The following is a 26,428-nucleotide window of genomic DNA, read 5'->3' as shown; positions in this document are numbered from 1 at the left end:
GCTACTTTCCCGGATCGCCTGCTTTGCGCCCGTCGAGCACACGGTCAATCACCGCGTCGACGAGATAGGCCGAACCCTTCTCGGTGAGGTGAATGCCGTCGCTTGCGGTGATATCGCCGGCACTGTCGCCGATCCGGGTCAGGCAGCCCTCGCCATTGCACAGCACATCCCAGGCGGAGACGAAGTCCACACCGGTGGGCGCAAGCTTGTCACGCATCACCGCGTCGAACCATCCGCTGGTCACGCCGCCGCTCCAGCGCGCCGGGAGCAGGTCGTGATAGAGCAGGAAATAACGCAGCACTTCATTCGGCAGCCCGCGCCGCCAGGTCGGCACCGCACCGAGCACGACCACGCGCGCGCCGGTCTCACGCTTCAGCGCGGCGGCGGTCTCGGCGATCTTATCCGGATATCGATCCCAGGTGCCGTGCATCAGCACGATGTCGGGCCTGATATCGCGGATCAGTGAGAACACCTTGTCATTCATCGCGCGGCAGTTGGGCGTGCCGGGCACATCGATATTCAGGATGGGGACGCAGGATGCCGAGGTGAACTGCGCGATGCCGAAATTCTTCGTCTCCTGCACTTTCCGCAACCCGGGCAACAGCGCGCCCGCGGTCGAGTCGCCCCAGATCACGACCAGCGGACGGTGGCCCTGATCGACGCAATCATCTGCGAACGATGTGTCGCGGCCGAGATCGAGCAGGCATCGGTGGTACCGCCATTGCGCTGATTGTGTCGACACACCGGCCATGGCGCGGATTTCCGGCGGCAGGCGGAAATCATAGCCACGCCCCCAAACGACAGTGCCGCCGAGCGCGGCGATGAGCACGATGCTGGCACCCAGCGCAACCAATTTGCGCGGCTGCGGCCGGCCGAAACGCAGCGGCTTCTCGATGAAGCGGTAGGTCGCCCAGGCGAGCAGCACGCTGAGCAGCAGGATCAGGCCGCGCTCGAGCAGCGTCAGCGGACTGAACTTGATCAGCGCGAAGAACACCAGCAGCGGCCAGTGCCAGAGATAGAGCGGATAGCTGATCAGCCCGATCCATACCATCGGTCGGCTGGCGAGCAGGCTGCGATTGAGCCAGGCAGCGGGAGCCGACAGCAGCAGCGCGGACCCAACTACCGGCAGCGCCGCGCGCCAACCCGGAAACTGGCTGTGACTGTCGTACAGGCCGACCGCGAGCGCGATCAGGGCGAACCCTGCGAACGCACGCCAATCACTCGCGACGGTCGGTTTGCCGGTCTGGCTCCAGCCCAGCGCCAGCAAGGCGCCGGCGAGCAATTCGAAGGCGCGCGTGAACGGCAGATAGAAGGTTGCGACCGGGTTTGCGCCGATCAGCACCAGATTGAGGGCGAAGGAGGCGGCGCCGAGGATTGCGGCGATCCAGAACAGTTTCAGCCGCAGCCGCGCCACCAGGATCAGCAATAGCGGCCAGAACAGGTAGAACTGCTCCTCGATGCCGAGCGACCACAGATGCAGCAGCGGCTTTTTCGCCGATTCGACGTCGAAATAGCCTGACTGCAGCAATAGCGCGATGTTGGCGAGAAACGCAGCGCTGGCAAAGACGTCGCTGCCCAGTTGCACGTAGGCGGACGGCAGCATCAATAGCCAGCCCGCCACCAGCGCGACAGCGAGCACGACGATCAGCGCTGGAAAAATCCGCCGGATGCGCCTGGCATAGAAGCCGGCGAGACTGAAGCGCTGCTCGCCGAGCTCGCGCGCGATGATACCGGTGATCAGAAAGCCGGAAATCACGAAGAAGACATCGACGCCGACCAACCCGCCCGGCGCGGCTTCAGGAAAAGCGTGAAAGATCAGCACCAGCATCACGGCGATGGCGCGGAGGCCATCGATATCGGGCCGATAAAGCTGGGACGGCAGGGACAAGGGCAAATAATCCGGAAATCGCGGAACTAGGAGAAGGCATCGAAGTCAGCCCGCTTCGATGCCCTCTCTAGCAGGTCCGCGAAGCGCTGCCAGAGGGAGCTCGCCGAGCGATCCAAATCGGGATTCTCGAGCGCTCGAAATGGACCTCGAATCGCGCTTTTTCGCGGCCTTTGAAACAGCCTTAAACCGCCTTGAAAAAAGGCAGAAAAATACTAGTTATTCAACAGCTTGCGGAGACAGACTTTGCGCTAGGCGCGATGCATCTTTCGTGGCACAAATAGTGTAATCAGCCCTCAGTTTTGCGCTGCTGATTCGGGACATCCTAAGGCCTCACATGACAGAACCAGCCCGGCAGACCCCTGCCGAAAGCGAGCATCCCATTCCCGTGGAATATGGTGCGGAATCGATCCGGGTCTTGAAGGGCCTGGATGCCGTGCGCAAGCGGCCGGGCATGTATATCGGCGACACCGATGACGGTTCCGGCCTGCATCACATGGTCTATGAAGTCGTCGATAACGCGATCGACGAAGCGCTCGCGGGCCATGCGACGCGCGTCGAAGTCGTGCTCAATCCCGACAATTCCGTCACCGTGCGCGACGACGGCCGCGGTATTCCCGTCGGCATCCACAAGGGCGAAGGCATCTCCGCGGCCGAGGTCATCATGACCCAGCTCCATGCCGGCGGTAAATTCGACCAGAACTCCTACAAGGTTTCGGGCGGCCTGCACGGCGTCGGCGTATCCGTCGTCAACGCGCTGTCGAGTTCGTTGAAGCTCCGCGTCTGGCGCGACGACAAGGAACATTTTGTCGAGTTCGCCCATGGCGATTCGCTCGCCCCGTTGAAGGTGGTCGGCGACGCCAATGGCAAGCGCGGCACCGAGGTCACCTTCCTCGCCTCCACCGAGACCTTCAAGAACATCGAATATGATTTCGCGACGCTGGAACACCGCCTGCGCGAGCTCGCCTTCCTCAATTCCGGCGTCAACATCGTGCTCTCGGACATGCGCCATGCGGTCGAGAAGCGCGAGGAACTGCACTATGTCGGCGGCGTCGAGGAATTCGTCAAATATCTCGACCGCAACAAGAAGGCGGTCGTCGCCAATCCGATCATGGTCCGTTCGGAGATGAACGGCATCGGGGTCGAAGCCGCGCTGTGGTGGAACGACAGCTACCACGAGAACGTGCTGTGCTTCACCAACAACATCCCGCAGCGTGACGGCGGCACCCATCTGGCCGGCTTCCGCGGCGCGCTGACGCGTCAGGTCAACGGCTATGCCGAGGCCAACGCGAAAAAGGAAAAGATCACGCTGACCGGCGACGACTGCCGCGAGGGCCTGACCGCCGTGCTCTCGGTGAAAGTGCCGGATCCGAAGTTCTCATCGCAGACCAAGGACAAGCTGGTGTCCTCGGAAGTGCGTCCCGTTGTCGAGAACGTCATCAACGAGGCCCTTGCCGCCTGGTTCGAGGAGCATCCGAGCGAGGCGAAAGTCATCGTCGGCAAGGTGATCCAGGCCGCGGCCGCCCGCGAGGCCGCGCGCAAGGCGCGCGAACTGACCCGCAAGAATCCGCTCGCGGTCTCCTCGCTGCCGGGCAAACTGGCCGACTGCCAGGAGAAGGATCCCGCCAAGTCGGAACTCTTCATCGTCGAGGGTGACTCGGCAGGCGGCAGCGCCAAGCAGGGCCGCAACCGCGAATTCCAGGCGGTGCTGCCGCTGCGCGGCAAGATCCTCAATGTCGAGCGCGTCCGCCCCGACAAGATGCTGTCCTCTGAGCAGATCGGTACGCTGATCACGGCGCTCGGCACCGGGATCAGCGACGACTTCTCGATCGACAAGCTGCGCTATCACAAGATCATCGTGATGACGGACGCCGACGTCGACGGCGCCCATATCCGCACGCTGCTCTTGACCTTCTTCTATCGCCAGATGCGCGAGATCATCGACGGCGGTTATCTCTATATTGCGCAGCCGCCGCTCTATAAAGTCACGCGCGGCAAGTCCGAGCAGTATCTGAAGGACGAGCGCGCGCTGGAAGATTATCTGATCGAGGCCGGGCTCGACGATTGCGTGTTCACGCTTGGCACCGGGGAGGAACGCTCGGGCCGCGATCTGCGCTCCCTGATCGACGACGCCCGCGTCATTCGCGCCGTGCTGCGCAACCTGCATAGCCGCTACAATCGGAAGGTCGTCGAGCAGGCTGCCATCGCAGGTCTGTTTGGCAAGGATATCTACAGCAATCCGGAAACGGCCGCTGCCGCGGCAGAATACATGGCGGGACGGCTGGACAATCAGGCCGAGGAAGTCGAACGCGGCTGGGCCGGACAATTCGTCGAAGGCCAGGGCTTCATGTTCGAGCGCACCGTGCGCGGCGTCAAGGATGTCGCCGTCATCGACGACGCCTTCCTCGGTTCGGCCGACGCCCGCAAGCTCCACGAATACCGGGAGCGGCTGCAGAGCGTCTATGCCCGCTCCGGCAAGCTGCGCCGCAAGGACAGCGAGCAACTCATCTACGGCCCCGTCGACCTGTTCGAAGCCGTAACCAACACGGCCCGCAAGGGCCTGACCCTGCAACGCTACAAAGGTCTCGGCGAGATGAACCCGGAGCAGCTCTGGGAGACCACGCTGGATACCGACGCGCGCTCGCTGTTGCAGGTGAAGGTCAAGGAGGTCGATGAGGCCGACGACATCTTCACCAAGCTGATGGGCGATGTGGTCGAGCCGCGCCGCGACTTCATCCAGGAAAACTCGCTCAGCGCAAACATCGACATCTGAGGCCGCGACGCTGCCAGCCCGAGCGCATCAGGCGCCGGCGTCGGTCGCTGCCAATGGCGGCAGGTTTTCGCGCCTACGCGTGAGGTCGATAAGCTGGCGCAGACCGGGCGGCGGTTGGCGGCGGCTCGGATAGTAGATGGTGAATGGCGGGCCTTCCGAGGCCCATTCCGGCAGCAGGATTTCCAACGCGCCCAATACGACCTCCGCTTCGATCCGCCGTTCCAGACAATAGACGAAGCCCACGCCACGCAGCGCCATGTCGACCGCATGTTCCGTCTCGTTGGCGCATACCGGCCCGCGGACATCGAGCCGGATCATCGAATCGCCATTGCCCAATTCCCACGGGAAGTTGCGGTGATCGCCGACGCGCATCTCGACGCACGGAAGCTGCAGCAGATCGCCGGGAGTATCGGGACGGCCAGCACGCGCGATCAGTTCGGGTGAGCCGACCACGACCCACTTCAACGGTTTCGTCAGCGCTATCCCCACCATGTCCAGCGGCACGCGATCGCCATAGCGGATGCCGGCGTCAAAGCCCTCCGCGATGATCTCGACCATGCGATCCTCGACGGTTACGTCGACATGCATGCCCGGAAATTCCTTGCAGTAACGCGGCAGCACGGGACCAAGCACAAGCCGCGCGGCATCACGGAGAACGTTGAGACGAAGCCGCCCCACCGGGACACGTCGATGGTTCTCCAGCCCGGTCAAGGCATCGCGGATGGCGCGAAATCCGCTCTCCAGTTCAGCCGCGAGCGAGGCGCCAGCGTCGGTCGGCCTGACGGAACGGCTCGAGCGATGCAGGAGCCTCACGCCTAAATCGGACTCCAGCTTGCGCAGGCGATGGCTCAAGGCGGACGTGCTCACGCCGAGTTCGATGCCCGCTTTGGCAAGGCTGCCGCGGCGCACGATCGTCAGGAACACGTTCAAGTCCGCCAGCATGTTTCGGTCGAACGTTTTCATGAACCGCTTCTCAAGGCGTCGTTGAGCTGCACTCAACGAACCTATCCTGGTGGCCGCGGTTTTACGACCCATACTCAAGTTTCAAGGAAGAGGCGCCGCGCATGGAGCCGCGCTCCCGGCGCCTTCCCCGCATGACCGAAGGAGACACGTGATGACGAAACGAACTGGCAGCCGCAGGGATTTTCTCACCGTCGCCGCGGCAGCGGTCGGCGCCCTCGCAGCGCCGTCATTGGTGACAGCCAACACCGACAGCAAAGGAGACAATCGCATGGCACAGGCAAATCGGGCGACACAACTTTTCAAGCCGGGGTTCCGCTTCGGGCTGGGCGGTGTTCCGCTCGGCAACGAGTTCAACAAGGTCACCGACGAGGACGCCGAGGCGACGCTCGAGGCCGCATGGAGCGCCGGCGTGCGTTATTTCGACGTGGCTCCCTGGTACGGCTTCGGATTGTCGGAGCGCCGCTTCGGCCATTTCCTGCACAACAAGCCCCGCGGCGATTACGTACTGTCGTCGAAGGTCGGCAAGCTGTTCAAGGCCTCGAAGAACAACCGGCATGCGGAAATCTTTCCACTCTCGGACTCGCCGAATGACGTCACCTACGACTACACCGCTGACGGTGTTCGCCGTTCAATCGAGGACAGCCTGCAGCGGCTCGGCGTCGACAGCCTTGATGTGGCGTTCGTCCACGACATCTCGCCTGATTTTCCATACTTCCCGACATCATGGCAGGAGCAGTTCGCGATCGCCGAACGCGGCGCGTTCCCGGCACTCTCGCGCATGCGCGAGGAAGGCATCATCAAGGCCTGGGGCATCGGCGTGAATTGTCCCGAGCCGATCCTGCGCGTCATCGACGTTGCCGATCCCGACGTCTGCCTGTGCGCGTCGCAGTACTCGCTGGTCGATCATGCCAACGCCGTCAATCAGGTTTTCCCGGCGGTGCGGAAAAAGAACGTGTCGCTGGTGATCGGCTCGGCGCTGAACGCAGGCTTCATCTCCGGCAGTCCGCGCTACAATTACGGGCCGAACAACTACAAGATCTCCCCGGCCCATATCGAGAAACGCGACCAGCTGCGCGCAGCAGCCGCCCGCCACGGCGTCGATCTGCGGACCGCGGCGTTGCAGTTCTCATCAGCCCCTGACGTTGTCGTCGCCTTGGTCGTGGGCGCGAGCAGCCACCGGCAGATCCTCGAGGACTACAATTCAATGCAGGCCAAGATCCCCGCGGAATTCTGGCAGGAGCTGAAGGAAAGCGGGCTCATCGAACAGGCCGCCCCAGTCCCGGCCTGATGGCCGGGCAGTGGATGCTAAGGGCATGACTTGGACGAGCCTTGTGTGCTATGTCGCTCTGACTGCCCTTTGATTCCGTTACGGAATCTTCCACGAGCGAACCAACCAACCCGTCGAGGACAACGTGGCGCCCATCCAATATATCGTCGAGGGCGGCCACCGGCTCTCCGGCACGATCGAGCCGTCCGGCAACAAGAATTCGGCGCTGCCGATCATTGCGGCGGCGCTACTGACCGAGCATCCGGTCACGCTGACCAATGTGCCGCGGATCCGCGACACCGAGACGCTGGTTGAGCTTTGCCGCTCCGTCGGCGCGTCGGCCGAGTGGACCGAGCGCAACACGCTTGCAATCCACGCCAAGGAGATCCGCGCCGCCGATCTCGATCCGGAACTGTGTGCGCGGATCCGCGCTTCGATCCTGCTTGCGGGACCCCTGCTCGCCCGCTGCGGAGAAGTCGCATTGCCGCCGCCCGGCGGCGACGTGATCGGCCGCCGCCGTCTCGACACGCATTTCCTCGCTTTCGAGCAGTTGGGCGCGAGCGTCACCGCGACCCATCGGCTGGAGTTCCGCGCCTCCCGCCTGAGAGGCGCCGACGTGTTCCTCGACGAGCCCAGCGTCACCGCGACCGAGAACGCGCTCGTCGCGGCCGTGGCCGCGCGCGGCACCACCTACCTGCGCAACGCCGCGTCCGAGCCGCATGTGCAGGATCTCGCGCATTTCCTGGTCGCGCTCGGCGCCAAGATCGAGGGTATCGGCACCAATACCATCGTCGTGCACGGCCCGGCCACGCTCGGCGGCACGCATTACGCGATCCAGCCCGATCACATCGAGGTCGGCTCGCTGATCGGGCTTGCCGCGGTGACGCGCTCGCCGCTGCGCATCGCGCGTGCCGGCGTCGAGCATCTGCGCTCGATCCGGATGGGTTTTGAGCGGCTCGGCATCGTCTGCGGCGTCGAGGGCGACGACCTCGTGGTGCCCTCGGGCCAGACCATGAAGATCCATGATGATTTCGGCGGCCATGTGCCGAAGTTGGAGGACCAGCCCTGGCCGGCCTTCCCCGCCGATTTGATGTCGATCGCGATCGTCACCGCGACCCAATGCGATGGCGTCATCCTGATGTTCGAAAAAATGTTCGAATCGCGGATGTTCTTCGTCGACAAGCTCATCGCAATGGGCGGGCGCATCGTGTTGTGCGACCCGCATCGCGCCATCGTCGCCGGTCCGAGCCGCCTGCGCGGCGCGCCGATGACCTCCCCCGACATCCGCGCCGGCATGGCGATGCTGCTTGCGGCCGTCTGCGCCGAGGGCACCTCCACCATCAACAATGCCGACCAGATCGAGCGCGGCTACGAGCGGATCGAAGAGCGGCTGAACGCGCTCGGCGCCAAGATCACCCGCGTGCCCGAACGCGTGCGGTAAATTGGAACAATCGGCCGACCGGTCCGTTGCACTGCCAATCCCCCATAGGCAGGTGCGACCATGCGCGTTCGTCTGCCCAGCTTTCTCCAGATCACCGGCGGCGATGCCGCCAATCTCACCATTGCCGCGGCAGCAGTCGCGGTGCTGACGATTGCGCTCTGGCTCGCGCATAGCAACGAGAGCCCGAGCGGCGTCGCGGGCATCCCGGTCGTGATCCCGCACCATTCGGCGGCGCTCCTGACCAGCGAGCGCGCCCATGTCAGCGATCCCCGCGTCGGACAGATCGCCGACGGCGTCATCGAGGCCCAGCAGCGCGAAATCAACGCGATCAGGCAGGGCCAGCCGTAAACCGGGCCGCAGCCCGGGTGAAGCGAAGCCAACCCGGGACAGCCGCATCGGCATTCGCGAGGGGGCGGGGGTTACGCCTGCGCTCCACCCGGGCCACCGCAGTGGCTGTTCCGCCACCTTTTAGGCGCGCGGCAGTGCTAATCTCACGTCATGACCTCAACCGAGAACATCGAACGCGCTTCGATGGCGCCGCGCGTGGCTGCGCGTGCGCCTCGTCACCATTTGCGCGACGAGTTCACTGAGACCCTGCGCCTGGCAGTGCCAATGGCGCTGACGCAGCTCGGCCAGATCGCGATGATGACGACCGACCTCGCCTTCATCGGCCGGTTCGGCGACGAGGCTGTCGCCGCCGCAGCCTTGGCAGGCACGGTCTACTTTGTCAGCTTCACCTTCGGCATGGGCCTGATGTCCGCCGTCGCCCCGCTGGCGGCGCAAGCCTTTGGCGCGCGCAATCCGCGCATGGTGCGGCGCTCGCTCCGCGTCGGGCTGTGGGCCGCGCTGTTCATCACATTGCCGCTGATGGTGCTGCCGTTCCGCGGCGAGCAGATCCTGCTCGCGCTCGGCCAGTCCGCCACGGCCGCGCAGCTCGCGCAGCAGTATCTGTTCGGCCTCGCCTGGGGCATCCTGCCGGCGCTGTGGTTCATTGCGATCCGCGGCTTCATGAGCGCGGTCAACCGGCCCGAGCCGATCCTGTGGATCACGCTCGCGGCGATCCCGGCCAATGCGCTGCTGGTCTATCTCCTGCTCTATGGTGCTTCCTATGGCGCTTGGCGATTGCCGTCGCTCGGGCTGTTCGGGGTCGGCATTGCCACCTCGATCGTCAATCTCGGGACCTTCCTCGCCGGCCTGTGGTTCGCCTACCGCCGCCGGCCGTTCCGGAAATACCAGGTGCTCGGCCGCGTCTGGCGCATCGATTGGCCACTGATGCGGCAGCTCGTCATTGTCGGCGCGCCGATCTCGGTCTCGTTCCTGCTGGAATTTGGCCTGTTCGGCGCAGCGGGGCTGTTGATGGGCCTGATCTCGACGGCCGCGCTGGCCGCGCATCAGATCGCGCTGCAGATCGCAGCCATCCTGTTCATGGTGCCGTTCGGCATCGGCATGGCGGCGACGGTCCGCGTCGGCCATGCTGTCGGACGCACCGATGCGCAAGCGGTCCGGCGCGCGGGGCTCGTCGCAACCGGGCTCGGCATCGCCTTCATGTCGACGATGACGCTCTTTGTCATTCTCGGACGATCCGCGATCGCCGAAATCTTCCTCGGCGAAGCAGCCGAAGCGACCGTGCAATTGACGGCCTCGCTGCTCCTGGTCGGCTCGACGTTCTTCATCGCCGATGGTGTGCAGACGGTGGCCGCCGGCGCGCTACGCGGCATGAACGATACGCGCCTGCCGCTGCTGTTCGCCACGATCAGCTACTGGCTGATCGGGTTCACCTCCGCATGCCTGCTCGGCTTCGCGACCACGCTCGGCGCGGTCGGCATCTGGATCGGGCTATCGGCCGGAACCGCGGCCTATGCCATTCTGCTCATCTTGCGTTTCCGCCTGCTGAGCAACAGACTGGCCATGTGATGAAAGCGCGCGAAGTCACGCCCGATATCGATCCCGGCCCGCTCCTCGCCGGCGCCGAGTTCATCGACGCCTTTCGTATCGCCGTCGACGGCACCGCGCTCGATGCGCGCAAGGCCGCCGAGAAGATGTTCGCGCGCCGGCAGCGCTGGATTGAAGCGCTATTGCGGCTACGCAATTTGATCGTCGCGCCGCTTGGCCTGAAGACGTCGGGCGAAGGCGATAGGGCATCGCTTGGCATGGTCGGCATGTTTCCGGTTCTCAGCGAGACGCCGGAACGGCTGGTGGCGGGCTTCAACGACAGCCATCTCGATTTTCGTGTCGTGGTCGATGTCACCGCCCATGCTGGCAGCCAGGAGGTCACCACCACCACGCTGGTGCGGACGCATAATCGACTCGGCCGGACCTACCTCGCGATCATCCTGCCCTTTCACCGTCTGGTCGTGGCCGCGATGCTGCGGCAGGTCGCGCTTTAGAGCCAGCCTAACCGCATCGCGCGCTCGGGCGTGAACTGAACCTAGTCGCGATGGAAGAAGAAAACTTTGGTCGTGAGACAAAGCATCAAGATGACGGTGCACTCGAGAAACAGCAACGTCGCAACGAAAAGCAAGGGCTCTTCGGAGGCAACAATCGTCCTGGTAAAACCGAGCTTTTTCCATCCGATTGTCAATTGTCCGAATAAGTAGGAATGCAAAGGTCCCGCAATCGCGCCGACCGCAAGCCCTGCCGTCGCGAGCAACTTCTTCCACATCGGCCAATCGGCAAATCGCCTGAGCTGCTCAGTCCTGAATGTCTGCCGTTCGGCTTCGCTCATAAGCAAGAAGCGGCGGTTAAAGATGCCGAAGCAGACGAGCCATCTTTTCCATCTCGGTAATGCCGCAAAGCGCTGAGCTTTGCTTTCTTCGGATTCGGTATCATTCATCGCATGGCCGCACGATAATGGAGATGAAGCCTGTCTCCGGACGATACCTCCTAAGATTTAAGAGCGGTTGAGCGCGAGGCGGTAAAGTGCAGCTTTCGAGAGTAAACGATAGCTTAAGGTGTAACTTCCGCCTTGGTCACGAGCGCTGCGGACGGCGGCGACTTCGCCGACGTCGCGCTGCAGGGCAGCATAAACAGGCGCGATCGCCGGCGTGCAAATTGCGCCCGCCGGCGTCTTGTCGCCAGAGGTGCAATCGCTTCAAGAATCAGCGGCGAGGAGGCCATCGCGGACCGGTCCGGGAGTCCAATCGTCCCCTGAGAGCGGCCTGACCGTTACGTCATTGATGACTCCGAGCTGCAGGCTTGGATCGAAATGGCGCATCGTCCGCTCATTCAGGTCAATGATGCGGCCAGGCGTCAGTGGCCCCACGTCATTTATCTTGACGATGACCTTCTTGCCTACAGCCTCAACGAGGGCATACTTCGGCTTCGCGCCATACTGCACCCCACCGAATTTCTGACGCAAACTTGTCTTGATGGCAGCCGCCCAGCCAGAGGGATCATAGCGCTCGCCGGAGGCTGTATTCGGGCCGCCCTCCCGCCATCCGGGCCGGAACGGATTGTACATGGATGCTGCGCCAACGATCGCATCCCCAGAAGCGACATCGACGACAGCGCTTGAATAAACCGCGCGGGTTTCACTGCGAGCAATGGTAACAGAAATGACAAGTGCAACTAGGGCGCCGCAAATTGCGGCGCTCGAGCGGAAGAGCATCATAACTCCTTGATTGATTTTCTTCGATCGTTCGGTTCCCGATGCCGCAACGCATGGCCAAGCGAACGCGGAGGCGTTTACGAACTCGTGCCAATTTTTTGCGGATTCGCGCCAACCTGGGCGATGGAACCGCTGTGGGAACCGGGGTGGTTCTCACACAGTGTTTTAGTTCTCATCGACTAAGACAGAGATTGCGTCAGCAGCATGACAGCGCGTGCGCAGGAGCAAGCGTTCTGCCGAGGGCGCAAGGAACAAGCCACAAGCCCATTGGATCGCGCGGCAAATGCGGCCAAGGAGGCCGGTGTTTCCTGCGAGACGATTCAGTGGAGAACGGGCAACCCTATCAAGCCATCATCGCAGCAGCAAAGGACAGGGGCCGCGATCTCGTTGTTATGTCATCCTACAGAGCGCACGCCCTATTCTTCGGCCGCCTCTTTCGCCGCTGCCGACGTCTCCGACCACTCGCCGACGACGCGATCGAGATCGAGCAGGTTCTGCCGCATCTGCTCCAGCGAGAAGCCGAGCGCGAAGAAACGTTCCGCCATGTCGCCCGGAAGGCCGCGGATCAGGCCCTCGCTGCGAACGGCGGCGACTTCGTTCGCATAGCGCTGCAGGGCGGCATGAACAGGCGCGATCGGCGGTGCGCCCGCGCCCATGCGCAGCGCTGCGGCGGCAGAACGCAAATAGAGCGTGATCGCCTTGCTGACGTCGGACAAGGGCGCCGCAAGTCGCGCCTGTACATTCGCCGGCAGCGGCACCACAGTGGCGCGGCCGATCATCACGACATCATGGCGCAGTCGCAAGATGGTCCGCAGCAGCGGCCCGGTATCCGGACCGGACGATAGATGCGCGGAGCGCTCGCGCTCGGCCTCCGCCCCGGTTGCGTCCAGGCCGACCAGCGCGGTGCCGATGCCGTCCTGGATGCGGTGGAGAGCGTCATTGTCACGGCCGCGCGTCAGGCCGGCGAGCAGCTCAGTGAAGGCGGCCGCGATCAGTTCCAGCAGGCGCGCCGCGTTGACCCGGATCTGGCTCACCGCGCGCGACGGCAACACCAGGAACGACACCAGAAGCCCGGTGACCGCGCCGACCGCGACCTCGCTGACGCGGTCGATTGCGGATGCCAGCGGATCGGCGTGATGCATGGTCGGGACCAGCAGCACGATCACGGCCGTCACGGTGGCCGCACTGAGGCTGGGGTTGATGGCCGCGACAAAGGCCAGTGGCGCAACCGCCAGCACCAGCAAGCCCAGCAGGCCGCTCTCTCCGGAATACGGGATCAGCACCGCGATGGCGCCGCCATAGATCGCGCCGCCGATGGTGCCGAGCATGTAGTCGCGGGTCGCCTTCAGCGATCGGCCGACGCTCATCTGGGTCACGATCAGCGACGTCAGCACCGCCCAGAGCGGCAGCAGGAGGTGCAGCGCGACGGCCACCGCATAGGCGATCGCGGCCGCCACCGTGACCCTGACTGCCAGCGCCAATTGGCCCTTTCGGCTGCGAATCCAGCCGAGCACACGTTTCGCGGCGGCTGTCATGCGACCAAATCTCTGCTGCTCACGACGATCCTATGGCTGACGTTCGGCATGGCTGATGCCCGCGGCGTGAAGGCGGCTTGAAACGTGAAACCGGCCCGCCTACCCTGCGCGACAGAACGAGGAAACACGATGGCCAACGAAACCGCAACGCTCGCCGCCTATGTCGCTAACCTGAAATTCGCGGATATTCCACCGGAAGTATTGCAGCGCGCCAAGGTGCTGACGCTGGACTTCCTCGGCAGCACGATCCGGGCGCGGCGCGAAGCCGAATCCACGCCCTCGCTGCTCAAGATGCTGGAAGCGCTGGCGCTTGATGGCAAGGGCGAAGCCACCGTGTTCGGCGACGGCAAGACCTGGACGCCGGCGGTCGCGGCGCTGCTCAACGGCGCGCTCGGCCATTCCCTCGACTTCGATGACACGCACGCCGATTCCTCGCTGCATCCGAGCGCGCCCGTGGTGCCTGCTGCGTTTGCGGTCGGCGAGATGGTCGGCGCCTCCGGCCGCGACGTGCTGACCGCTGTTGTCGCGGGCTATGAGGTCTGCTGCCGGCTCGGCAATGCGCTCGATCCGACCTCGCATTATGCGCGCGGCTTCCATCCGACCGCGACCGCCGGCACCTATGGCGCGGCAGCGGCGGCCGCGAAACTGTTCGGGCTATCGAAGGAGCAGATCATCGCAGCCTTCGGCGTCTCCGGCAGCCAGGCCGCGGGCTCGCTGCAGTTCCTGATCAACGGCGCCTGGAACAAGCGCTACCAGGTCGGCGCCGCCGCGATGAACGGCGTCATCGCCGCAACGCTGGCGCGCAACGATTTCGTCGGCTCGGTCGAATCGGTGGAAGGCAAGCATGGCCTGCTGGTCGGCTACAGCGACGATGCACATCCGGACAAGGCGATTGCGGGGCTCGGCAGCATCTTTGAAACCATGAAGATCGGCGTCAAACCCTATCCGAGCTGCCGCTACACCCATGCCGCGATCGATGCGCTGATCGCGATGCGGCGCGAGCACAATCTGACGCCGGACCAGGTGAAGCGGGTCGAGATCGGCCTGCACCGCAACGGTATCACGCTGACCGGCGACGCCGCCACCAAGCGGCACCCGACCTCGATCGTCGGCGGCCAGTTCTCGATGTTCTTCACCGGTGCAATCGCACTCGACCAGGGCCGCTTCGGCTGGGACGACTACAGCCGGCTTGGCGATGCCGCAATCGACGCGCTCGCCGACAAGTTCGACGTGGTGCAGGACGATCGGCTGGAGATCGGCCGCACCCATCCATTCGGCGCGCGCGTCAGCATCACCACCGATGACGGCGTGCATGAGCGGCTCTATGCCGATCCCTCGGGCGAGCCGACCTCGTTCCCCGATGCGCAGGCCATGCAGCAGAAATTCCTCACATTGGCCCGTCCGGTCCTGAACGGCCGCGCCGACCAGTTCGCCGACGCGATCCTGTCGCTGGAACGTTTCGACCGGGTCGAACAGGCGACGCAATTGGGCCGGCAGTAGGCTCTCTCAAGCCGTCCATCGATTGCGCTCGGTCACCCAGATATCGACGGCATCGCCATTGAGTTCGGCCTGGCCGTCGATTTTCGCACCAAGCCGGCGCGCCACCGCCTGCGAGGCGGCGTTGACCGGATCGATGCAATGAATGATGCGATCGACTGCAAGATTGGCGAACACCCAGTCGATGGCCGCGCGCGCGGCCGCGACCGCATAGCCTTTGCCGCGACAATCCTTGGCGATGCCCCAGCCGACCTCGAACCCCGGCCATCCTGCCGGGTACCAAGGACCCACGCGGCCCACGTAGCGGCCGGATGATCTTTCTTCGACGGCAAACATGCCGAAACCATGCAGCGCCCAGTGCCCGGCGATGACCGCCGCATTGCGCCAGCCAGTCGTTTCGTTGGTCACCGCCTTATGGTCGGGCGTGATGAATCGCGCCGTCTCGGGATCGGCGAGCATGGCGGTGTTCGGCGCGATGTCGGAAGCCTTCCACGAGCGCAGGATCAACCGCGGCGTCTCGATTGTGGGACCGTGAAATTGCGCCGGCGCTGAGCCGGGCTTGAGCCAAGCGACCATTGCTCCTGCACCCTACTGACCAGAATGAGAAGATCCGCGGATATCACTTCAATCTAGCGGAAAAGCGTTCATCCAGGTAGCGGCTCACCAGCACCGCCGACCGTGCGTCCAGGTGCACGCCGTCGTCCCATCGCAGTTCGCTGCGGTCGACGTCGATCGGCAGCCAGCGGCTCTGATCCGGGAACGCGCGATGGACGATCTCGCGCGTGGTCCTGACATAGAGCGATGTCTCGATCGGCGCGGCGTAGGGCATTTCCATCAGCAGCACGCGGGCGCCGCGCTGTTCCAGTACCTCGATCAGCCGGCCGATCATTTCGATATTGACCTTGGCGGCGGCGCTCGGGTCTTCGGACTCCATCTCCCCGATCGCCCGCTGCAGATAGACGTGGTTGTCGAAATTGCCTGGCGGCTGCGCGAGCAGGCTTTTCAGCCGCGCCGCAATCTGGGCGTGGGTGACCGGGGCATGCACCCGGTTCTCATAGGCCGCAACGGCGGTCCGGATCGGGCGCAAGAACAGCGCCTCGTGCCCTTCCTTGGTGGAGAAGCGCTTCACCAGCTCCGCATCCGGCGCGCGGGACAAGATATTGGTCTCGACGACGATCAGCTTGGGAAGCTGCCGCTGGCCCGCGAGGATCTCGAGCGCAGTGACGGGCGAGCCGCCCGCGAACGCCAGATTCCCCACGCGCGGCGTTTCGAAATATTCCTCCCTGAGCCGGAAGGTCAGCGAGCTGCCGACCAGCACGACATCCGGAACAGGATTGTCGACATAGCGGTTCACGATGACGAGCGCGCCATCGCGCGCGGTCGTCGCCGGCAGTTGCAGCGTGTGTCCGAACCGCGCGGTTGCGATACCGCAGGCGAGCAGCAGGAGCGCCGCCGCAACGGCGCTCTTGATCAACCAGGCGGTGGGTTTGGGCTGCTGCTCCATGCGATCAGAACTGGAAATAGATGAAGGCACTGTCCGGCCCCGCCTCCAGATAGGCAAGCGCGACCAGCGCACCATAGGCATATGGCTCCCACCGCGTCAGCGCGGTCTCGAACAGCGATGTGATGCGCATATGCTGCAGCAGGACCGGAAGCGCGTAGAGCAGCGCAAGATTGTAGAACAATTTGGGCGGATTCGGGTTGGTGGTCGGCGTGAACATGCCGGTGAGATAGGCGAGCGCATGATCGAAATTCGGCAGCTTGAAGAAGATCCATGCCATGGTGACGCAGAAGAACACCACCCCCATCCGCAACAGGCGCAGCGGCACGGAATCGATCGCCTGCAGCAGGCGCAGGAACGGCCGCTCGATCACGAGGAACAGCCCGTGCAGCACTCCCCACGCCAGATAGCTGAAGCCTGCGCCGTGCCAGAGGCCGCCCAGCCCCATCACGATCATCAGGTTGAGATAGGTTCTGACACGCCCATGGCGGTTTCCCCCTAAGGGGATGTAGAGATAGGTGCGCAGCCAGGTTGACAGCGAGATGTGCCAGCGGGTCCAGAATTCCGAGAACGACAGCGACGTATAGGGCAGGTCGAAATTGATCGGCAGGCGGTAGCCGAACAGAAGCGCGAGACCGATCGCGATTGCAGAATAACCGAAGAAGTCGGCATAGATCTGATAGCCGTAGAGGAAAACGAGCAGCCAGCGGTCCTGGGTTTGCAGCGTCTCGTAGAGCGGGAAGTCCATATAGGCCGTCATCTCGTTGAGATTGTTGGCCACGTAGAGCTTGAAGAAGAAGCCCGCGATGATCCATTTCGTGGCTTCGACGAACGGCACGTCGGCAAGCCGCTTCGGCACGATCTGCGGCATGAAATTGCCGGCGCGCGTGATCGGACCGGAGACGAGCTGCGGAAAGAAGATGATGTAGAGGAAGACGTCGGTCAGAGGCGGCCGCAAGGCCTTGCTGCGCGTGAGGTCGACCAACAGGCTGATATTGTGAAAGACGAAAAAGGAGATGCCGATCGGTAGCGGCAGCTTCAAGAGGAAGTCGATCGCCGCATTGTCGACCAGCACCGGCGCCTTCGGATCAAGAAACAGGAATTTGTATTTGAAGAAGGCGAGCAGCGCGAGGTTGAAGACGATGCCGGCCGGCAGCCAGCGCCGGTCGTGCAGCGAAAGCACCAGGAACAGATAGGTCCCGCCGACCGCGACCGCGAGCAGCGGCAGCAGCTCGGGCTGGCCGTATCCATAGAAGAACAGGCTCGCGACCACCAGGAGCAGGACTTGGAACCGCCGGAGCGGCGGGAGGTAGTAGGCCACAAATACGATCGCGGCAAACAAGCCGAATTGCCACGACGTGAAAGTCATGTTCCGGGGGCCTCGCAGGAACCTTGAAGCCCATGGCATGCCCCATTGGCGATTCCGGAGTCAAGCCACGATGATGCCAAAAGCCGGCACCCGGCGTGCACGTCCGGGATGATGGCGTGCAGGCGGCGGATTCCTGCTATCATTGAAGCCACGAAATAAGGAGTCCCCCTCATGAGCTGGCTTCCCTCCAACGATCCGATCCTCGGCGATCCCAAGACCTGCGACGCGCTGGAGCTCGTCATCGTGCCGCGCACCCGCGATCTCGGCGACGGCTTTGCCGTGCGGCGCGCGCTGCCGCATGGCAAGCGGCAGATGGTCGGCCCCTTCATCTTCTTCGACCATTTCGGGCCGATGCAGTTTCTCGCCGGCAAGGGCATGGATGTGCGGCCGCATCCGCATATCGGGCTTGCCACCGTCACCTATCTGTTCGACGGCAGCATCATGCACCGCGACAGCGAGGGCAACATCCAGGAGATCCAGCCCGGCGCGATGAACCTGATGACCGCAGGCCGCGGCATCGCCCATTCCGAACGCACGCCTGACGTCCAGCGCCGCGACGGCCAGAAGATGCTGGGCCTGCAGAGCTGGATCGCGCTGCCTCAGGCCAAGGAAGAGATCGCGCCCTCGTTCCAGCATTATGCCGCCGGCGACCTGCCCATGATCAGCGAACGCGGCTTCACCGCGCGCGTCATCGCGGGCTCGTCGTTCGGCATCTCTTCGCCGGTCGAGATGGTCTCGCCCTGGTTCTACACCGAGGTCGCCGCAGAAGCCGGCACCAGCGTGCCACTCGATCCCGATCATGAGGAACGCGGGATCTATCTCGTCGACGGCGAGGTCGAGATCGCGAACGAGCGTTATGAGGGACCGCGCCTCCTGATCTTCCGGCCCGGCGATCGCATCACCGTGAAAGCGCTGCAGCCGACGCGGATGATGTTCCTGGGCGGCGACGCGCTCGAAGGCCCACGCCACATCTGGTGGAATTTCGTCTCGTCCAGCAAGGAGCGGATCGAGCAGGCCAAACAGGACTGGAAAACCGGACGTTTCGAGCCGGTCCCGCAGGAACATGAGTTCATTCCGCTGCCTGAGTGAGCTATCTCCCCATCGCTCTACGCCGCCCGCAATCTCGCGGGCGGCCGCTTTGAAGGTCTGACCAGATGAATGCGATGCGCGCCAGCGACCTGCCCTTGCCGCAAATCGGCCGCGGCAAAGTCCGCGATATCTATGCCGTGGGCGAGGACCGCGTGCTGCTGTTGACCACCGATCGCATCTCGGCGTTCGACGTGGTGATGGCCGAGACCATCCCGATGAAGGGCGCGGTGCTGACCCAGATCAGCGCCTGGTGGTTTCGCCAGCTCGAAAGCACCGTGCCGCATCACATGATCAGCGCCGATGCCGATGAAATCATCCGCGAGGTGCCCGCGCTGAAAGACCATCGCGCCGATATCGTCGGGCGCGCGATGCTGTGCCGGCGCACCACCGTCTTCCCGATCGAATGCGTGATCCGCGGCTACATCTCCGGCTCGGCCTGGAAGGAATATGCCGCGCACGGCACGCTTGCCGGCGAAAAGCTGCCGGCAGGCCTCGTCGAGAGCGCCAAGCTGGAGCCTGCGATCTTCAGTCCGGCGACCAAGGCCGAGACCGGGCATGACGAGAATATCACGGTCGCCCGCGTGCGCGAGATCGTCGGCTTTGATGTTGCCGACACGCTGGAGCGGATGGCACGCACGGTCTACGCTTACGGCGAAAAGGTCAGCCGCGAGCGCGGCATCATCATCGCCGACACCAAGTTCGAATTCGGTCGCGATAAGGATGGACGGATCATCCTGATCGACGAGGTGATGACGCCGGACTCCTCGCGCTTCTGGGCGGTCGATGTCTACAGACCGGGCCAGCCGCAGCCGAGCTTCGACAAGCAGCCCTTGCGCGACTATCTCGACACTGAGCGCCGCGCCGGCCGCTGGAACGGCGACGCGCCGGCGCCGCCATTGCCGGCCAGCGTGGTGGACGCGACCAGCAAGCGCTACCTGGAGGCTTATCGGCGGGTAACGGGCAGCGAGTTGAAGATCTAACCGCCGTCGCGATTCTATCCCGTCATTGCGAGCGCAGCGAAGCAATCCATGCCCCCGCAAGCGGTGAGATGGATTGCTTCGCTGCGCTCGCAATGACGGTGGTGCGATTGCGTCGGCGCCGTCTCCAGTGCCAATCTCCTAGCCAGACAAAATCCGGGGAGGAGCAAAACATGAGCGAGGCCGACAGCGTGCTCGTCGAACAGGATGGTGCGGTGACCATCGTCTCGATCAACCGTCCGCATTGCCGCAACGCCGTCGACGGAGCCACCGCGCGCAGGCTCTATGACACTTTCCTTGCCTTCGATGCCGACGAGAATGCGTCGGTGGCAGTGCTCACCGGCACCGGCGGCACCTTCTGCGCCGGCGCCGACCTGAAGGCGGTTGCCGCGGGCGATCCCGCACGAAAGCGCAAGATCGGCGGCCAACAATCGATCGCGCCGATGGGGCCGAGCCGGCTGCGCCTTTCGAAGCCGGTCATTGCCGCGGTCGAAAGCTATGCGGTTGCAGGTGGCCTGGAGCCGGCGCTGTGGGCCGACATGCGGGTGGCAGCGGAAGACGCGACCTTCGGTGTGTTCTGCCGCCGCTTCGGCGTGCCGCTGATCGATCTCGGCACCATCCGCCTGCCGCGCCTGATCGACGATTCCGAGGCGATGGACCTGATCCTGACCGGACGCCCGGTCGGCGGCCCGGAGGCACTTCGCTTGGGCCTCGTCAATCGCCTGGCGCCCAAGGGCGAGGCCGGCGCGCAGGCGATTGCGCTCGCCAGGGAAATCGCACGCTTCCCACAACAATGCCTGCGCGCGGACCGCCTGTCGGCGCTGCGGCAATGGGACCTCGAAGAGGAAGAAGCAATCGTCAATGAAGTACGCGGCGGGCTCGAAGTCATCGCCTCAGGCGAAACGCTCGCGGGCGCCACCCGCTTCGCCTCCGGCGCCGGCCGCCATGGCGCCTTCGGCGGAAAGGACGATTGACCGTAGCCCGGATCGTGCGTCGCTCCATCTGGGCTACAAGTTCGCCATCATTGCGAGCAGCGAGGTCACGATGGTTTCGGCGCCGGTGGGCGCGATTTTGCAGAATAACGCTAGCCGGTCCAGGCTGCCACTGACCGGCCTTGTGGCAGCGGCCTGGCGCCCGTGGCCAGACCGGCACAACACAGTGCTCGGCGACATTTATCAACCCAGGGCTGGACGTCGTGTCTGGCCAAATCTACACTACCGAAAGCGCAGCCGGGGCAATGGGACGGGCGTTGGCATGTCCGGTCTTCCAGTGACAAAGGGAAGCGGGTCTGGGTGGCGAGTGCGGCGTGAGCCGGAAGCCGCTGCTCTTCGCACGGCTGGCATGCTCGCTCACATCAGACCCCGCCCTGAGGCGCATGCAGCATGCATCGTCCAAGGTCTGCTTCAATCGGCAATTGGCACGCCTGCCGCGTTGATCAGCACTTACGAATTTTTCTATCGAGCGTCGAGCGATGAGCGAGCCAATGCTACGGCTCGGCCGGAATTGGCTATCGCCGCCATTACTCATCAAGAGTGCGAGTCGGGTTCATCCCAAGATGAGATCTCGCGAAGATAGAGCGCCCGGAACTGAAACCGAAACTCGCTGTCCTTTGTGCGGTACGGCACATCGGCCAGATGCGAAGTTTTGCTCGGAGTGCGGCCATCGCTTGAGCGGAAATGGTCCCCAGAAGCTGGCCAAGACCCCGGCCGATAGACTGCCGGCGTCGTTGCAGATCGGTGGATCAATTCAGCGAAGACAAATGACGATCATGTTTTGCGACCTTGTCGGGTCGACGGCGCTTTCTCTTCAACTCGATCCGGAGGATTTGCGCGAGGTCATCGATACCTGCCATCGTTGTATTTCGGATGTGGTCGCTCGGTTCGAAGGAGTCGTGGCTCGTTATATGGGCGACGGTGTCCTCGTATACTTCGGTTATCCGCAGGCGCACGAAGATGACGCGGAACGCGCGATCAGAGCCGGGCTACACGCGGTGGATGCGATATCCGGCCTCACACTGCTGTATGGCTACAGGCCTCAGGTACGGATAGGAGTGGCAACGGGCCTGGTTGTCGTGAGTGATCTCGTGGTCGACGGCACGCCACTCAGCCAGGAGGTTGCGGGAGAAACGCCAAATCTTGCCGCACGTCTGCAAGCCCTGGCTGAGCCCAACACCGTGCTGGTCTCGTCCAGTACGCACCACCTTGCGGGAGGCGTGTTCGAGTACAGGAATCTCGGGCCCAGAGCGATCAAAGGCTTTGACGACCCCGTTCAGGCTTGGCAGGTGGTCGGCACAAGCGGCGTTGAGAACCGTTTCGAGGCCAAGCGCAAGGCAGGCATATCGCGGCTGGTGGGGCGCGAAAGGGAGTCGGAGTTTCTGCTGCGATGCTGGCAGCAGAGCAAGGCGGGTAATGGCCGCGTGGTGCTGCTCACGGGCGAAGCTGGCATCGGAAAGTCGCGCATCCGACGCGCCTTGCAGGAGCAACTGGCTACCGAACAGCACATCCTCCTGGACTATTATTGCTCACCCTACCACCAGGATAGCGCCCTGCATCCGATTATTGACCAAATTCAGCGCGGGGCGGGCTTATCCCGTTCGGACACGCGAGACGAAAAGCTCGCCAAACTTGAGAGGGTCCTCTCTGGACTCAACGTCGGGCCGGCAGAAGTTGACCTTGTCGCTGAAGTCATGTCGCTGCGGAACCATCAGCGCGCATCCCTGCCGGAACTCAGTCCCGAACAGCGTCAGCAGAGAAGCATGGAAGTTCTGCTGGATCTGGTCGCGCGTCATGCCGCAAGACGACCGGTTCTGATAGTGCTCGAAGATCTCCATTGGATCGACCCGAGCTCATTGGAGCTGGTGGGGATGCTGGTGGAGCGCATTGCGCGTCTCAGGGTGCTTGTGATCTCCACCGCGCGTCTCGAATTTGCTGCCGACTGGTCCAACTATCCCAACGTCACGGTCATGCCGCTCCGCAAGCTGAGCCGCGATGCATCAGCTGCCCTGGTGGAGCAAGTGACGGGCGGCAGAACACTGCCAGATGAACTGCTGGAAGAGATCCTGGATCGCACCGATGGCGTGCCGTTATTCGTCGAGGAGCTGACGAAAACCGTCCTTGAGAGCGGCGTGGTCCAGATGCAAAGAGGATCCCTCGTGCTTGAAAGACCTGCCCGACAAGCAGCAATTCCATACACCTTGCAGGACTCTCTCGTGGCTCGGCTGGACCGACTTGGCGAAATCCGTGAGATCGCCCAAATCGGCGCTACCATAGGCCGCGAATTTTCAGTCGAGGTCTTGGGTGCGGTATCCGGACTGTCAAACACTCGGCTCGAGGACGGATTACAGCAACTCGTGCGCTCGGAATTGATCGTCCGTCGCAATGATCCCTCCCAGGAAATATACGCGTTCAAACACACTCTCGTAAGAGATGCGGCGTACTCGACATTGCTTCGGAGCAAACGCCAAGCTTGGCATGTTCGCATCGCCAACATACTTGAAGAGCAATTCCCGACCATTGCAGAGCAGCAACCGGAGATGCTCGCTTATCACTGCAGCGAGGGCGGGCTGATAGAGAAAGCCATCAACTACTGCGAAAAAGCCGGCCGGATGTCAGCCGCGCGATACGCGAAGCTCGAGGCGATTTTGCAATTGAGTAGAGCGCTCGAACTGCTGTCAAGCCTGCCGTCCAGCGCAGACAATCTGCGCCGGGAGCTGGGACTACAGTGCGCTTTGGGGAGAGCGTTGATCGTTGCGAAAGGCATCGGAGCGCGGGAAACCGGCGAGGCTTACCTGCGCGCTCGCGAATTGTGCGAGCATCTTGGCGACACCTCTATGTCGCTCCGGGTGCTGGGTGAACTGGCTCGATATTATCTGGGCCGAGGAGAGCATATCAAGGCGTGCCGAGTGGCCGAGGACTTAACGCGTGTCGGTCACTCGCAGCATGATCAGTTCAGTGTCGTATCCGGCCACCTGTTTAAGGGAATTAGTCTTTTTTGGATCGGTGAGTTTCTGCAGGCCAAGGACAATCTGGAGAGCGTCCTCGGCTTTTCGGCCCCCGAAGAATTTCAGTCCAACGCCGCCATTGCGGCCTGGGATATGAAGATAGGTGCCTCGTCCTATCTCGCGCTTGTTTTGTTCGTCCTTGGCCATCGCGAACGCGCCCTATCGACAAGTGGGGAGGCGCTGGTTCGCAGCCGCGCCCTGCGTCCGCCGCAGATCCTGATCCGTGAACTGACCTTTGCTGCTTTGGTCAACCTGCTGTGCGGTGAGGAAGGGACTGCACTGGCGCGTACGGAAGAAGCAATTTCATTGGCAACCGAGGAGAGATATCCTTTCTGGCTTGAAGTGGCGCATATGCTGCGCGGCTTTATCCTGGCGGCCGATGGCGATGCGGCAGGAGGACTGCAGCTCGCCCAGAAAGCGCTGGCCGATCTTGCCGCGACCGGATCAATTGGAAATCACACCTACTTCCTGGGCCTCGTTGCCCAAATATGCGAGCGGGCCAATCGAACCGAGGAAGCGCAGGCTCTGATCTGCAGGGCCTTGGATATGACCGAAGAAAGGGGCGAAAGGTGGTTCGAGGCCGAACTGAGCCGACTTAAGGGACGCTGGCTAATCGTACATCATGGAGCGCGGGAAGCTGAGGCGGAGCAATGTTTTCGCCACGCCCTGGCTGTCGCAGAGCGACAAGGTGCAAGAACCTGGGAATTGCGGGCAGGGATCGATTTGTGCCGGTTGCTCGACCGAAGAGGCGACCGAGAGGAAGCACGCCATCTCCTTGTGCCAATTCTCGAACGATGCTTGGACGGCTGTGGCACAGCAGAGCTCACGGAAGCCAAGATGTTGCTCGAGGCCCTCACCTAGCTCGACGAGCCGCGACAGGCGATGAATTTCGGAGCCGCCGAGCAATTTCTTAAAAGCCCCGAGAGACTGCATATCCCGCCTCGCTCGTCTAGCCATGTTCGAAGACTGTGAACTGGTTCACATGCGAGGGAACTTAATTGCGGTAGGTTAATATCCCAGAAGTTCGGTCAACACTGAGAGCGCGCCGTCGTTCGGACAGACCGGCCATGCTTCGGTCCGTTCTACGATTTCGCGGGGCGGACATAGCGATGAGCGAGCTAACAACCGAGGCCGCGACCGAGCCGGTCGTACGCGAATCCCTACCTGGTCAATTCAATCTGCAAGACCTCCAGCCTACCGGCTGGTCCAAGTGGCTGCAGTGGATTTACGATGAGCCGCATTGGCTCTTTTGGTTGTTGAGGGAGTTTTGGCCCATCCCGCAGCTCGGGGGATGGGCTTTCGTTACGCGATACGATGATGTCGCAGAAGTTCTCGAGAACGATGTCGTTTTTCAGGTGCCGTTCGGAGACAAGATCCAGAAGCTTAACGATCATCCAGGAGCCGGCCCCAACTTTCTGTTGGGCATGCAGCGAGGCAACGACTACTGGAAGTGCCAGCGTCAGGTGATGCAGGCTTTCCAACGTGATGATGTGGCAAAAATTGTCACGCCACTCGCCGCGAAATTCTCGAACAGGATCGTTGCCGACGCCGCGAAAATCAACGATCAGACGATGGAGCTCGATGCCATCGAAGGGTTGATCACGCGCGTCCCGATCCTGATCTGCAGGGATTACTACGGCCTTGAGATTCAGCAGCAAGAGGAGATCGATTTCGGTCGCTGGCTGATAGCCATGAGCCTGTACACGTTCGGCAATCCCTTTGACAATCCTCGCTATGAAAGGGCTGCGATTGCCGCCGGAATGCGCGTCCGGGCGATCATCGATAGGTCGATCCAGCGCGCCCGGAAGCACTCGCGGATACGCCCTACCGTGCTCGACCGACTGCTTGCGATGCAGCGCACGGATCCAAGTCTCACCGACAAGGTTATCCGCGCGTACCTTATCGGAATGATCACAGGCTTTGTCCCGACCAACACAATGGCGGCCGGGCATATGCTGGTCATGCTGCTCGGTCGCCCAAAATTCATGGCTGCAGCAACCGAGGCAGCGCGCGCTGGCGATGACAAACGGCTGACGCGTTGCCTGTTCGAGGCCATGCGTTTCATGCCGCTCAACCCTGGGCCGTTCCGGATCTGCGCCGAAGATTATACTGTTGCCGCCGGAACCGCGCGCCAAACGACGATCAAGAAGGGAACAAAGCTGCTGGCGGGAACGGAATCGGCGATGTTCGACAATCGCCGCGTGGTGCGACCGCGCAGCTTCAATCCGGACCGGCCGCAGACCGACTACATGCTGTTTGGCCACGGGCTTCATTGGTGTGTTGGCGCCTACATCGCCGAGGCGCAGATCACGCAGACCTTCAAGGCCTTGCTGGTGCAGAAGCGACTCCGGCCTGTCTACGGCAGGAACGGCAAGCTGAAGACGCTAGGCCCGTTCCCGTGGCATCTATCGGTCAAGTACGACGTCTGAACCCAGAAAAGGGGAAGTGCCGTGCCCCACTCGTTCGTAACGATAGCAATTCCATTCGATGTCCAATGGTCGGACGCCGTAGAAAAATGCCTGGA

20 protein-coding genes and 1 pseudogene are annotated in these 26,428 nt (G+C 62.9%); 13 read left to right on the top strand and 8 right to left on the bottom strand.

What is annotated here, in order from left to right; all coding sequences use genetic code 11:
* Position 1: 1 nt before the first annotated feature.
* On the bottom strand, positions 2 to 1,888 hold the full coding sequence (locus tag ACZXDY_RS23695; protein WP_464347152.1) for an acyltransferase family protein: 1,887 nt from the start codon (positions 1,886 to 1,888) through the stop codon (positions 2 to 4).
* Positions 1,889 to 2,222: 334 nt separating this feature from the next.
* On the opposite strand from ACZXDY_RS23695, the gene gyrB reads away from it, so the two are divergent.
* Positions 2,223 to 4,658, top strand: coding sequence for a DNA topoisomerase (ATP-hydrolyzing) subunit B (gene gyrB / locus ACZXDY_RS23690; RefSeq protein WP_028162530.1), 2,436 nt, complete (start codon positions 2,223 to 2,225; stop codon positions 4,656 to 4,658).
* A 27-nt stretch (positions 4,659 to 4,685) separates the two neighbouring features.
* Here the strand turns inward: gyrB and ACZXDY_RS23685 are convergent, their stop codons facing one another.
* Positions 4,686 to 5,621, bottom strand: coding sequence for a LysR family transcriptional regulator (locus tag ACZXDY_RS23685; RefSeq protein ID WP_464347151.1), 936 nt, complete (start codon positions 5,619 to 5,621; stop codon positions 4,686 to 4,688).
* A 151-nt stretch (positions 5,622 to 5,772) separates the two neighbouring features.
* On the opposite strand from ACZXDY_RS23685, the gene ACZXDY_RS23680 reads away from it, so the two are divergent.
* From ACZXDY_RS23680 to ACZXDY_RS23660, 5 genes are all read left to right on the top strand, one after another.
* Complete coding sequence (locus ACZXDY_RS23680; RefSeq protein WP_464347150.1) at positions 5,773 to 6,909, top strand: aldo/keto reductase; 1,137 nt, start codon at positions 5,773 to 5,775, stop codon at positions 6,907 to 6,909.
* A gap of 124 nt (positions 6,910 to 7,033) precedes the next feature.
* On the top strand, positions 7,034 to 8,329 hold the full coding sequence (gene murA / locus ACZXDY_RS23675) for a UDP-N-acetylglucosamine 1-carboxyvinyltransferase (RefSeq protein WP_464347149.1): 1,296 nt from the start codon (positions 7,034 to 7,036) through the stop codon (positions 8,327 to 8,329).
* 60 nt (positions 8,330 to 8,389) lie between these two features.
* Entirely contained in the window at positions 8,390 to 8,677 is a 288-nt protein-coding gene (locus tag ACZXDY_RS23670; RefSeq protein ID WP_464347148.1) for a hypothetical protein, read from the top strand.
* Positions 8,678 to 8,827: 150 nt separating this feature from the next.
* Complete coding sequence (locus ACZXDY_RS23665) at positions 8,828 to 10,243, top strand: MATE family efflux transporter (RefSeq protein ID WP_464347147.1); 1,416 nt, start codon at positions 8,828 to 8,830, stop codon at positions 10,241 to 10,243.
* Positions 10,243 to 10,716, top strand: a complete 474-nt coding sequence (locus ACZXDY_RS23660; RefSeq protein ID WP_130229526.1) for a DUF2867 domain-containing protein — start codon at positions 10,243 to 10,245, stop codon at positions 10,714 to 10,716. Before ACZXDY_RS23665 ends, ACZXDY_RS23660 begins: the two co-directional genes overlap by 1 nt.
* A 41-nt stretch (positions 10,717 to 10,757) precedes the next feature.
* Here the strand turns inward: ACZXDY_RS23660 and ACZXDY_RS23655 are convergent, their stop codons facing one another.
* The 3 genes from ACZXDY_RS23655 to ACZXDY_RS23645 all read right to left on the bottom strand — a co-directional run bounded on the left by ACZXDY_RS23655 (position 10,758) and on the right by ACZXDY_RS23645 (position 13,471).
* Positions 10,758 to 11,162 carry a hypothetical protein gene (locus ACZXDY_RS23655; RefSeq protein ID WP_464347146.1) on the bottom strand — a complete coding sequence of 135 codons (405 nt, stop codon included), beginning with the start codon at positions 11,160 to 11,162 and terminating at the stop codon, positions 10,758 to 10,760.
* Between the two features lie 258 nt (positions 11,163 to 11,420).
* Positions 11,421 to 11,939, bottom strand: coding sequence for an RlpA-like double-psi beta-barrel domain-containing protein (locus ACZXDY_RS23650; RefSeq protein ID WP_196237229.1), 519 nt, complete (start codon positions 11,937 to 11,939; stop codon positions 11,421 to 11,423).
* A 413-nt stretch (positions 11,940 to 12,352) separates the two neighbouring features.
* Positions 12,353 to 13,471 carry an FUSC family protein gene (locus ACZXDY_RS23645; RefSeq protein WP_464347145.1) on the bottom strand — a complete coding sequence of 373 codons (1,119 nt, stop codon included), beginning with the start codon at positions 13,469 to 13,471 and terminating at the stop codon, positions 12,353 to 12,355.
* A 129-nt stretch (positions 13,472 to 13,600) separates the two neighbouring features.
* Here ACZXDY_RS23645 and ACZXDY_RS23640 point away from each other — a divergent pair, with 129 nt between their 5' ends.
* Positions 13,601 to 14,971, top strand: coding sequence for an MmgE/PrpD family protein (locus ACZXDY_RS23640; protein WP_464347144.1), 1,371 nt, complete (start codon positions 13,601 to 13,603; stop codon positions 14,969 to 14,971).
* A gap of 6 nt (positions 14,972 to 14,977) precedes the next feature.
* Here the strand turns inward: ACZXDY_RS23640 and ACZXDY_RS23635 are convergent, their stop codons facing one another.
* The 3 genes from ACZXDY_RS23635 to ACZXDY_RS23625 are packed head-to-tail and all read right to left on the bottom strand — an operon-like array spanning position 14,978 to position 17,838.
* Entirely contained in the window at positions 14,978 to 15,544 is a 567-nt protein-coding gene (locus tag ACZXDY_RS23635; RefSeq protein WP_464347143.1) for a GNAT family N-acetyltransferase, read from the bottom strand.
* Positions 15,545 to 15,587: 43 nt separating this feature from the next.
* On the bottom strand, positions 15,588 to 16,472 hold the full coding sequence (locus tag ACZXDY_RS23630) for a hypothetical protein (RefSeq protein WP_464347142.1): 885 nt from the start codon (positions 16,470 to 16,472) through the stop codon (positions 15,588 to 15,590).
* 4 nt (positions 16,473 to 16,476) lie between these two features.
* A complete protein-coding gene (locus ACZXDY_RS23625) occupies positions 16,477 to 17,838 on the bottom strand; it encodes an MBOAT family O-acyltransferase (protein WP_464347141.1) in 1,362 nt (453 codons plus the stop codon).
* 171 nt (positions 17,839 to 18,009) lie between these two features.
* Between ACZXDY_RS23625 and ACZXDY_RS23620 the strand changes: the two genes are divergently transcribed.
* The 6 genes and pseudogenes from ACZXDY_RS23620 to ACZXDY_RS23595 all read left to right on the top strand — a co-directional run bounded on the left by ACZXDY_RS23620 (position 18,010) and on the right by ACZXDY_RS23595 (position 26,333).
* On the top strand, positions 18,010 to 18,927 hold the full coding sequence (locus ACZXDY_RS23620) for a pirin family protein (RefSeq protein ID WP_130229485.1): 918 nt from the start codon (positions 18,010 to 18,012) through the stop codon (positions 18,925 to 18,927).
* A 65-nt stretch (positions 18,928 to 18,992) separates the two neighbouring features.
* Positions 18,993 to 19,907, top strand: a complete 915-nt coding sequence (locus ACZXDY_RS23615) for a phosphoribosylaminoimidazolesuccinocarboxamide synthase (RefSeq protein WP_464347140.1) — start codon at positions 18,993 to 18,995, stop codon at positions 19,905 to 19,907.
* A 170-nt stretch (positions 19,908 to 20,077) separates the two neighbouring features.
* Complete coding sequence (locus ACZXDY_RS23610; RefSeq protein WP_464347139.1) at positions 20,078 to 20,878, top strand: crotonase/enoyl-CoA hydratase family protein; 801 nt, start codon at positions 20,078 to 20,080, stop codon at positions 20,876 to 20,878.
* A 497-nt stretch (positions 20,879 to 21,375) separates the two neighbouring features.
* Positions 21,376 to 21,567, top strand: a pseudogene (locus tag ACZXDY_RS23605) (zinc ribbon domain-containing protein); the annotation flags it as partial.
* 96 nt (positions 21,568 to 21,663) lie between these two features.
* Complete coding sequence (locus ACZXDY_RS23600) at positions 21,664 to 24,765, top strand: ATP-binding protein (protein WP_464347182.1); 3,102 nt, start codon at positions 21,664 to 21,666, stop codon at positions 24,763 to 24,765.
* A gap of 248 nt (positions 24,766 to 25,013) precedes the next feature.
* The gene (locus ACZXDY_RS23595) at positions 25,014 to 26,333 is read left to right on the top strand and encodes a cytochrome P450 (protein ID WP_464347138.1); all 1,320 of its coding nucleotides are present in this window, start codon (positions 25,014 to 25,016) and stop codon (positions 26,331 to 26,333) included.
* Positions 26,334 to 26,428 lie beyond the last annotated feature (95 nt).

It is taken from the genome of Bradyrhizobium sp. LeoB3 (assembly GCF_055456055.1).
Note: the sequence above shows the minus strand (reverse complement) of the source record. Positions and strands in the feature narration are given on the sequence as shown.

Bases quoted from the DNA above. Each gene is read 5' to 3' on its own strand.
- gyrB (WP_028162530.1), top strand. From the start codon at position 2,223: ATGACAGAACCAGCCCGGCAGACCCCTGCCGAAAGCGAGCATCCCATT.
- ACZXDY_RS23685 (WP_464347151.1), bottom strand. From the start codon at position 5,621: ATGAAAACGTTCGACCGAAACATGCTGGCGGACTTGAACGTGTTCCTG.
- ACZXDY_RS23680 (WP_464347150.1), top strand. From the start codon at position 5,773: ATGACGAAACGAACTGGCAGCCGCAGGGATTTTCTCACCGTCGCCGCG.
- ACZXDY_RS23670 (WP_464347148.1), top strand. From the start codon at position 8,390: ATGCGCGTTCGTCTGCCCAGCTTTCTCCAGATCACCGGCGGCGATGCC.
- ACZXDY_RS23665 (WP_464347147.1), top strand. From the start codon at position 8,828: ATGACCTCAACCGAGAACATCGAACGCGCTTCGATGGCGCCGCGCGTG.
- ACZXDY_RS23660 (WP_130229526.1), top strand. From the start codon at position 10,243: ATGAAAGCGCGCGAAGTCACGCCCGATATCGATCCCGGCCCGCTCCTC.
- ACZXDY_RS23655 (WP_464347146.1), bottom strand. From the start codon at position 11,162: ATGAATGATACCGAATCCGAAGAAAGCAAAGCTCAGCGCTTTGCGGCA.
- ACZXDY_RS23650 (WP_196237229.1), bottom strand. From the start codon at position 11,939: ATGATGCTCTTCCGCTCGAGCGCCGCAATTTGCGGCGCCCTAGTTGCA.
- ACZXDY_RS23645 (WP_464347145.1), bottom strand. From the start codon at position 13,471: ATGACAGCCGCCGCGAAACGTGTGCTCGGCTGGATTCGCAGCCGAAAG.
- ACZXDY_RS23640 (WP_464347144.1), top strand. From the start codon at position 13,601: ATGGCCAACGAAACCGCAACGCTCGCCGCCTATGTCGCTAACCTGAAA.
- ACZXDY_RS23635 (WP_464347143.1), bottom strand. From the start codon at position 15,544: ATGGTCGCTTGGCTCAAGCCCGGCTCAGCGCCGGCGCAATTTCACGGT.
- ACZXDY_RS23630 (WP_464347142.1), bottom strand. From the start codon at position 16,472: ATGGAGCAGCAGCCCAAACCCACCGCCTGGTTGATCAAGAGCGCCGTT.
- ACZXDY_RS23625 (WP_464347141.1), bottom strand. From the start codon at position 17,838: ATGACTTTCACGTCGTGGCAATTCGGCTTGTTTGCCGCGATCGTATTT.
- ACZXDY_RS23620 (WP_130229485.1), top strand. From the start codon at position 18,010: ATGAGCTGGCTTCCCTCCAACGATCCGATCCTCGGCGATCCCAAGACC.
- ACZXDY_RS23615 (WP_464347140.1), top strand. From the start codon at position 18,993: ATGAATGCGATGCGCGCCAGCGACCTGCCCTTGCCGCAAATCGGCCGC.
- ACZXDY_RS23610 (WP_464347139.1), top strand. From the start codon at position 20,078: ATGAGCGAGGCCGACAGCGTGCTCGTCGAACAGGATGGTGCGGTGACC.
- ACZXDY_RS23600 (WP_464347182.1), top strand. From the start codon at position 21,664: ATGACGATCATGTTTTGCGACCTTGTCGGGTCGACGGCGCTTTCTCTT.
- ACZXDY_RS23595 (WP_464347138.1), top strand. From the start codon at position 25,014: ATGAGCGAGCTAACAACCGAGGCCGCGACCGAGCCGGTCGTACGCGAA.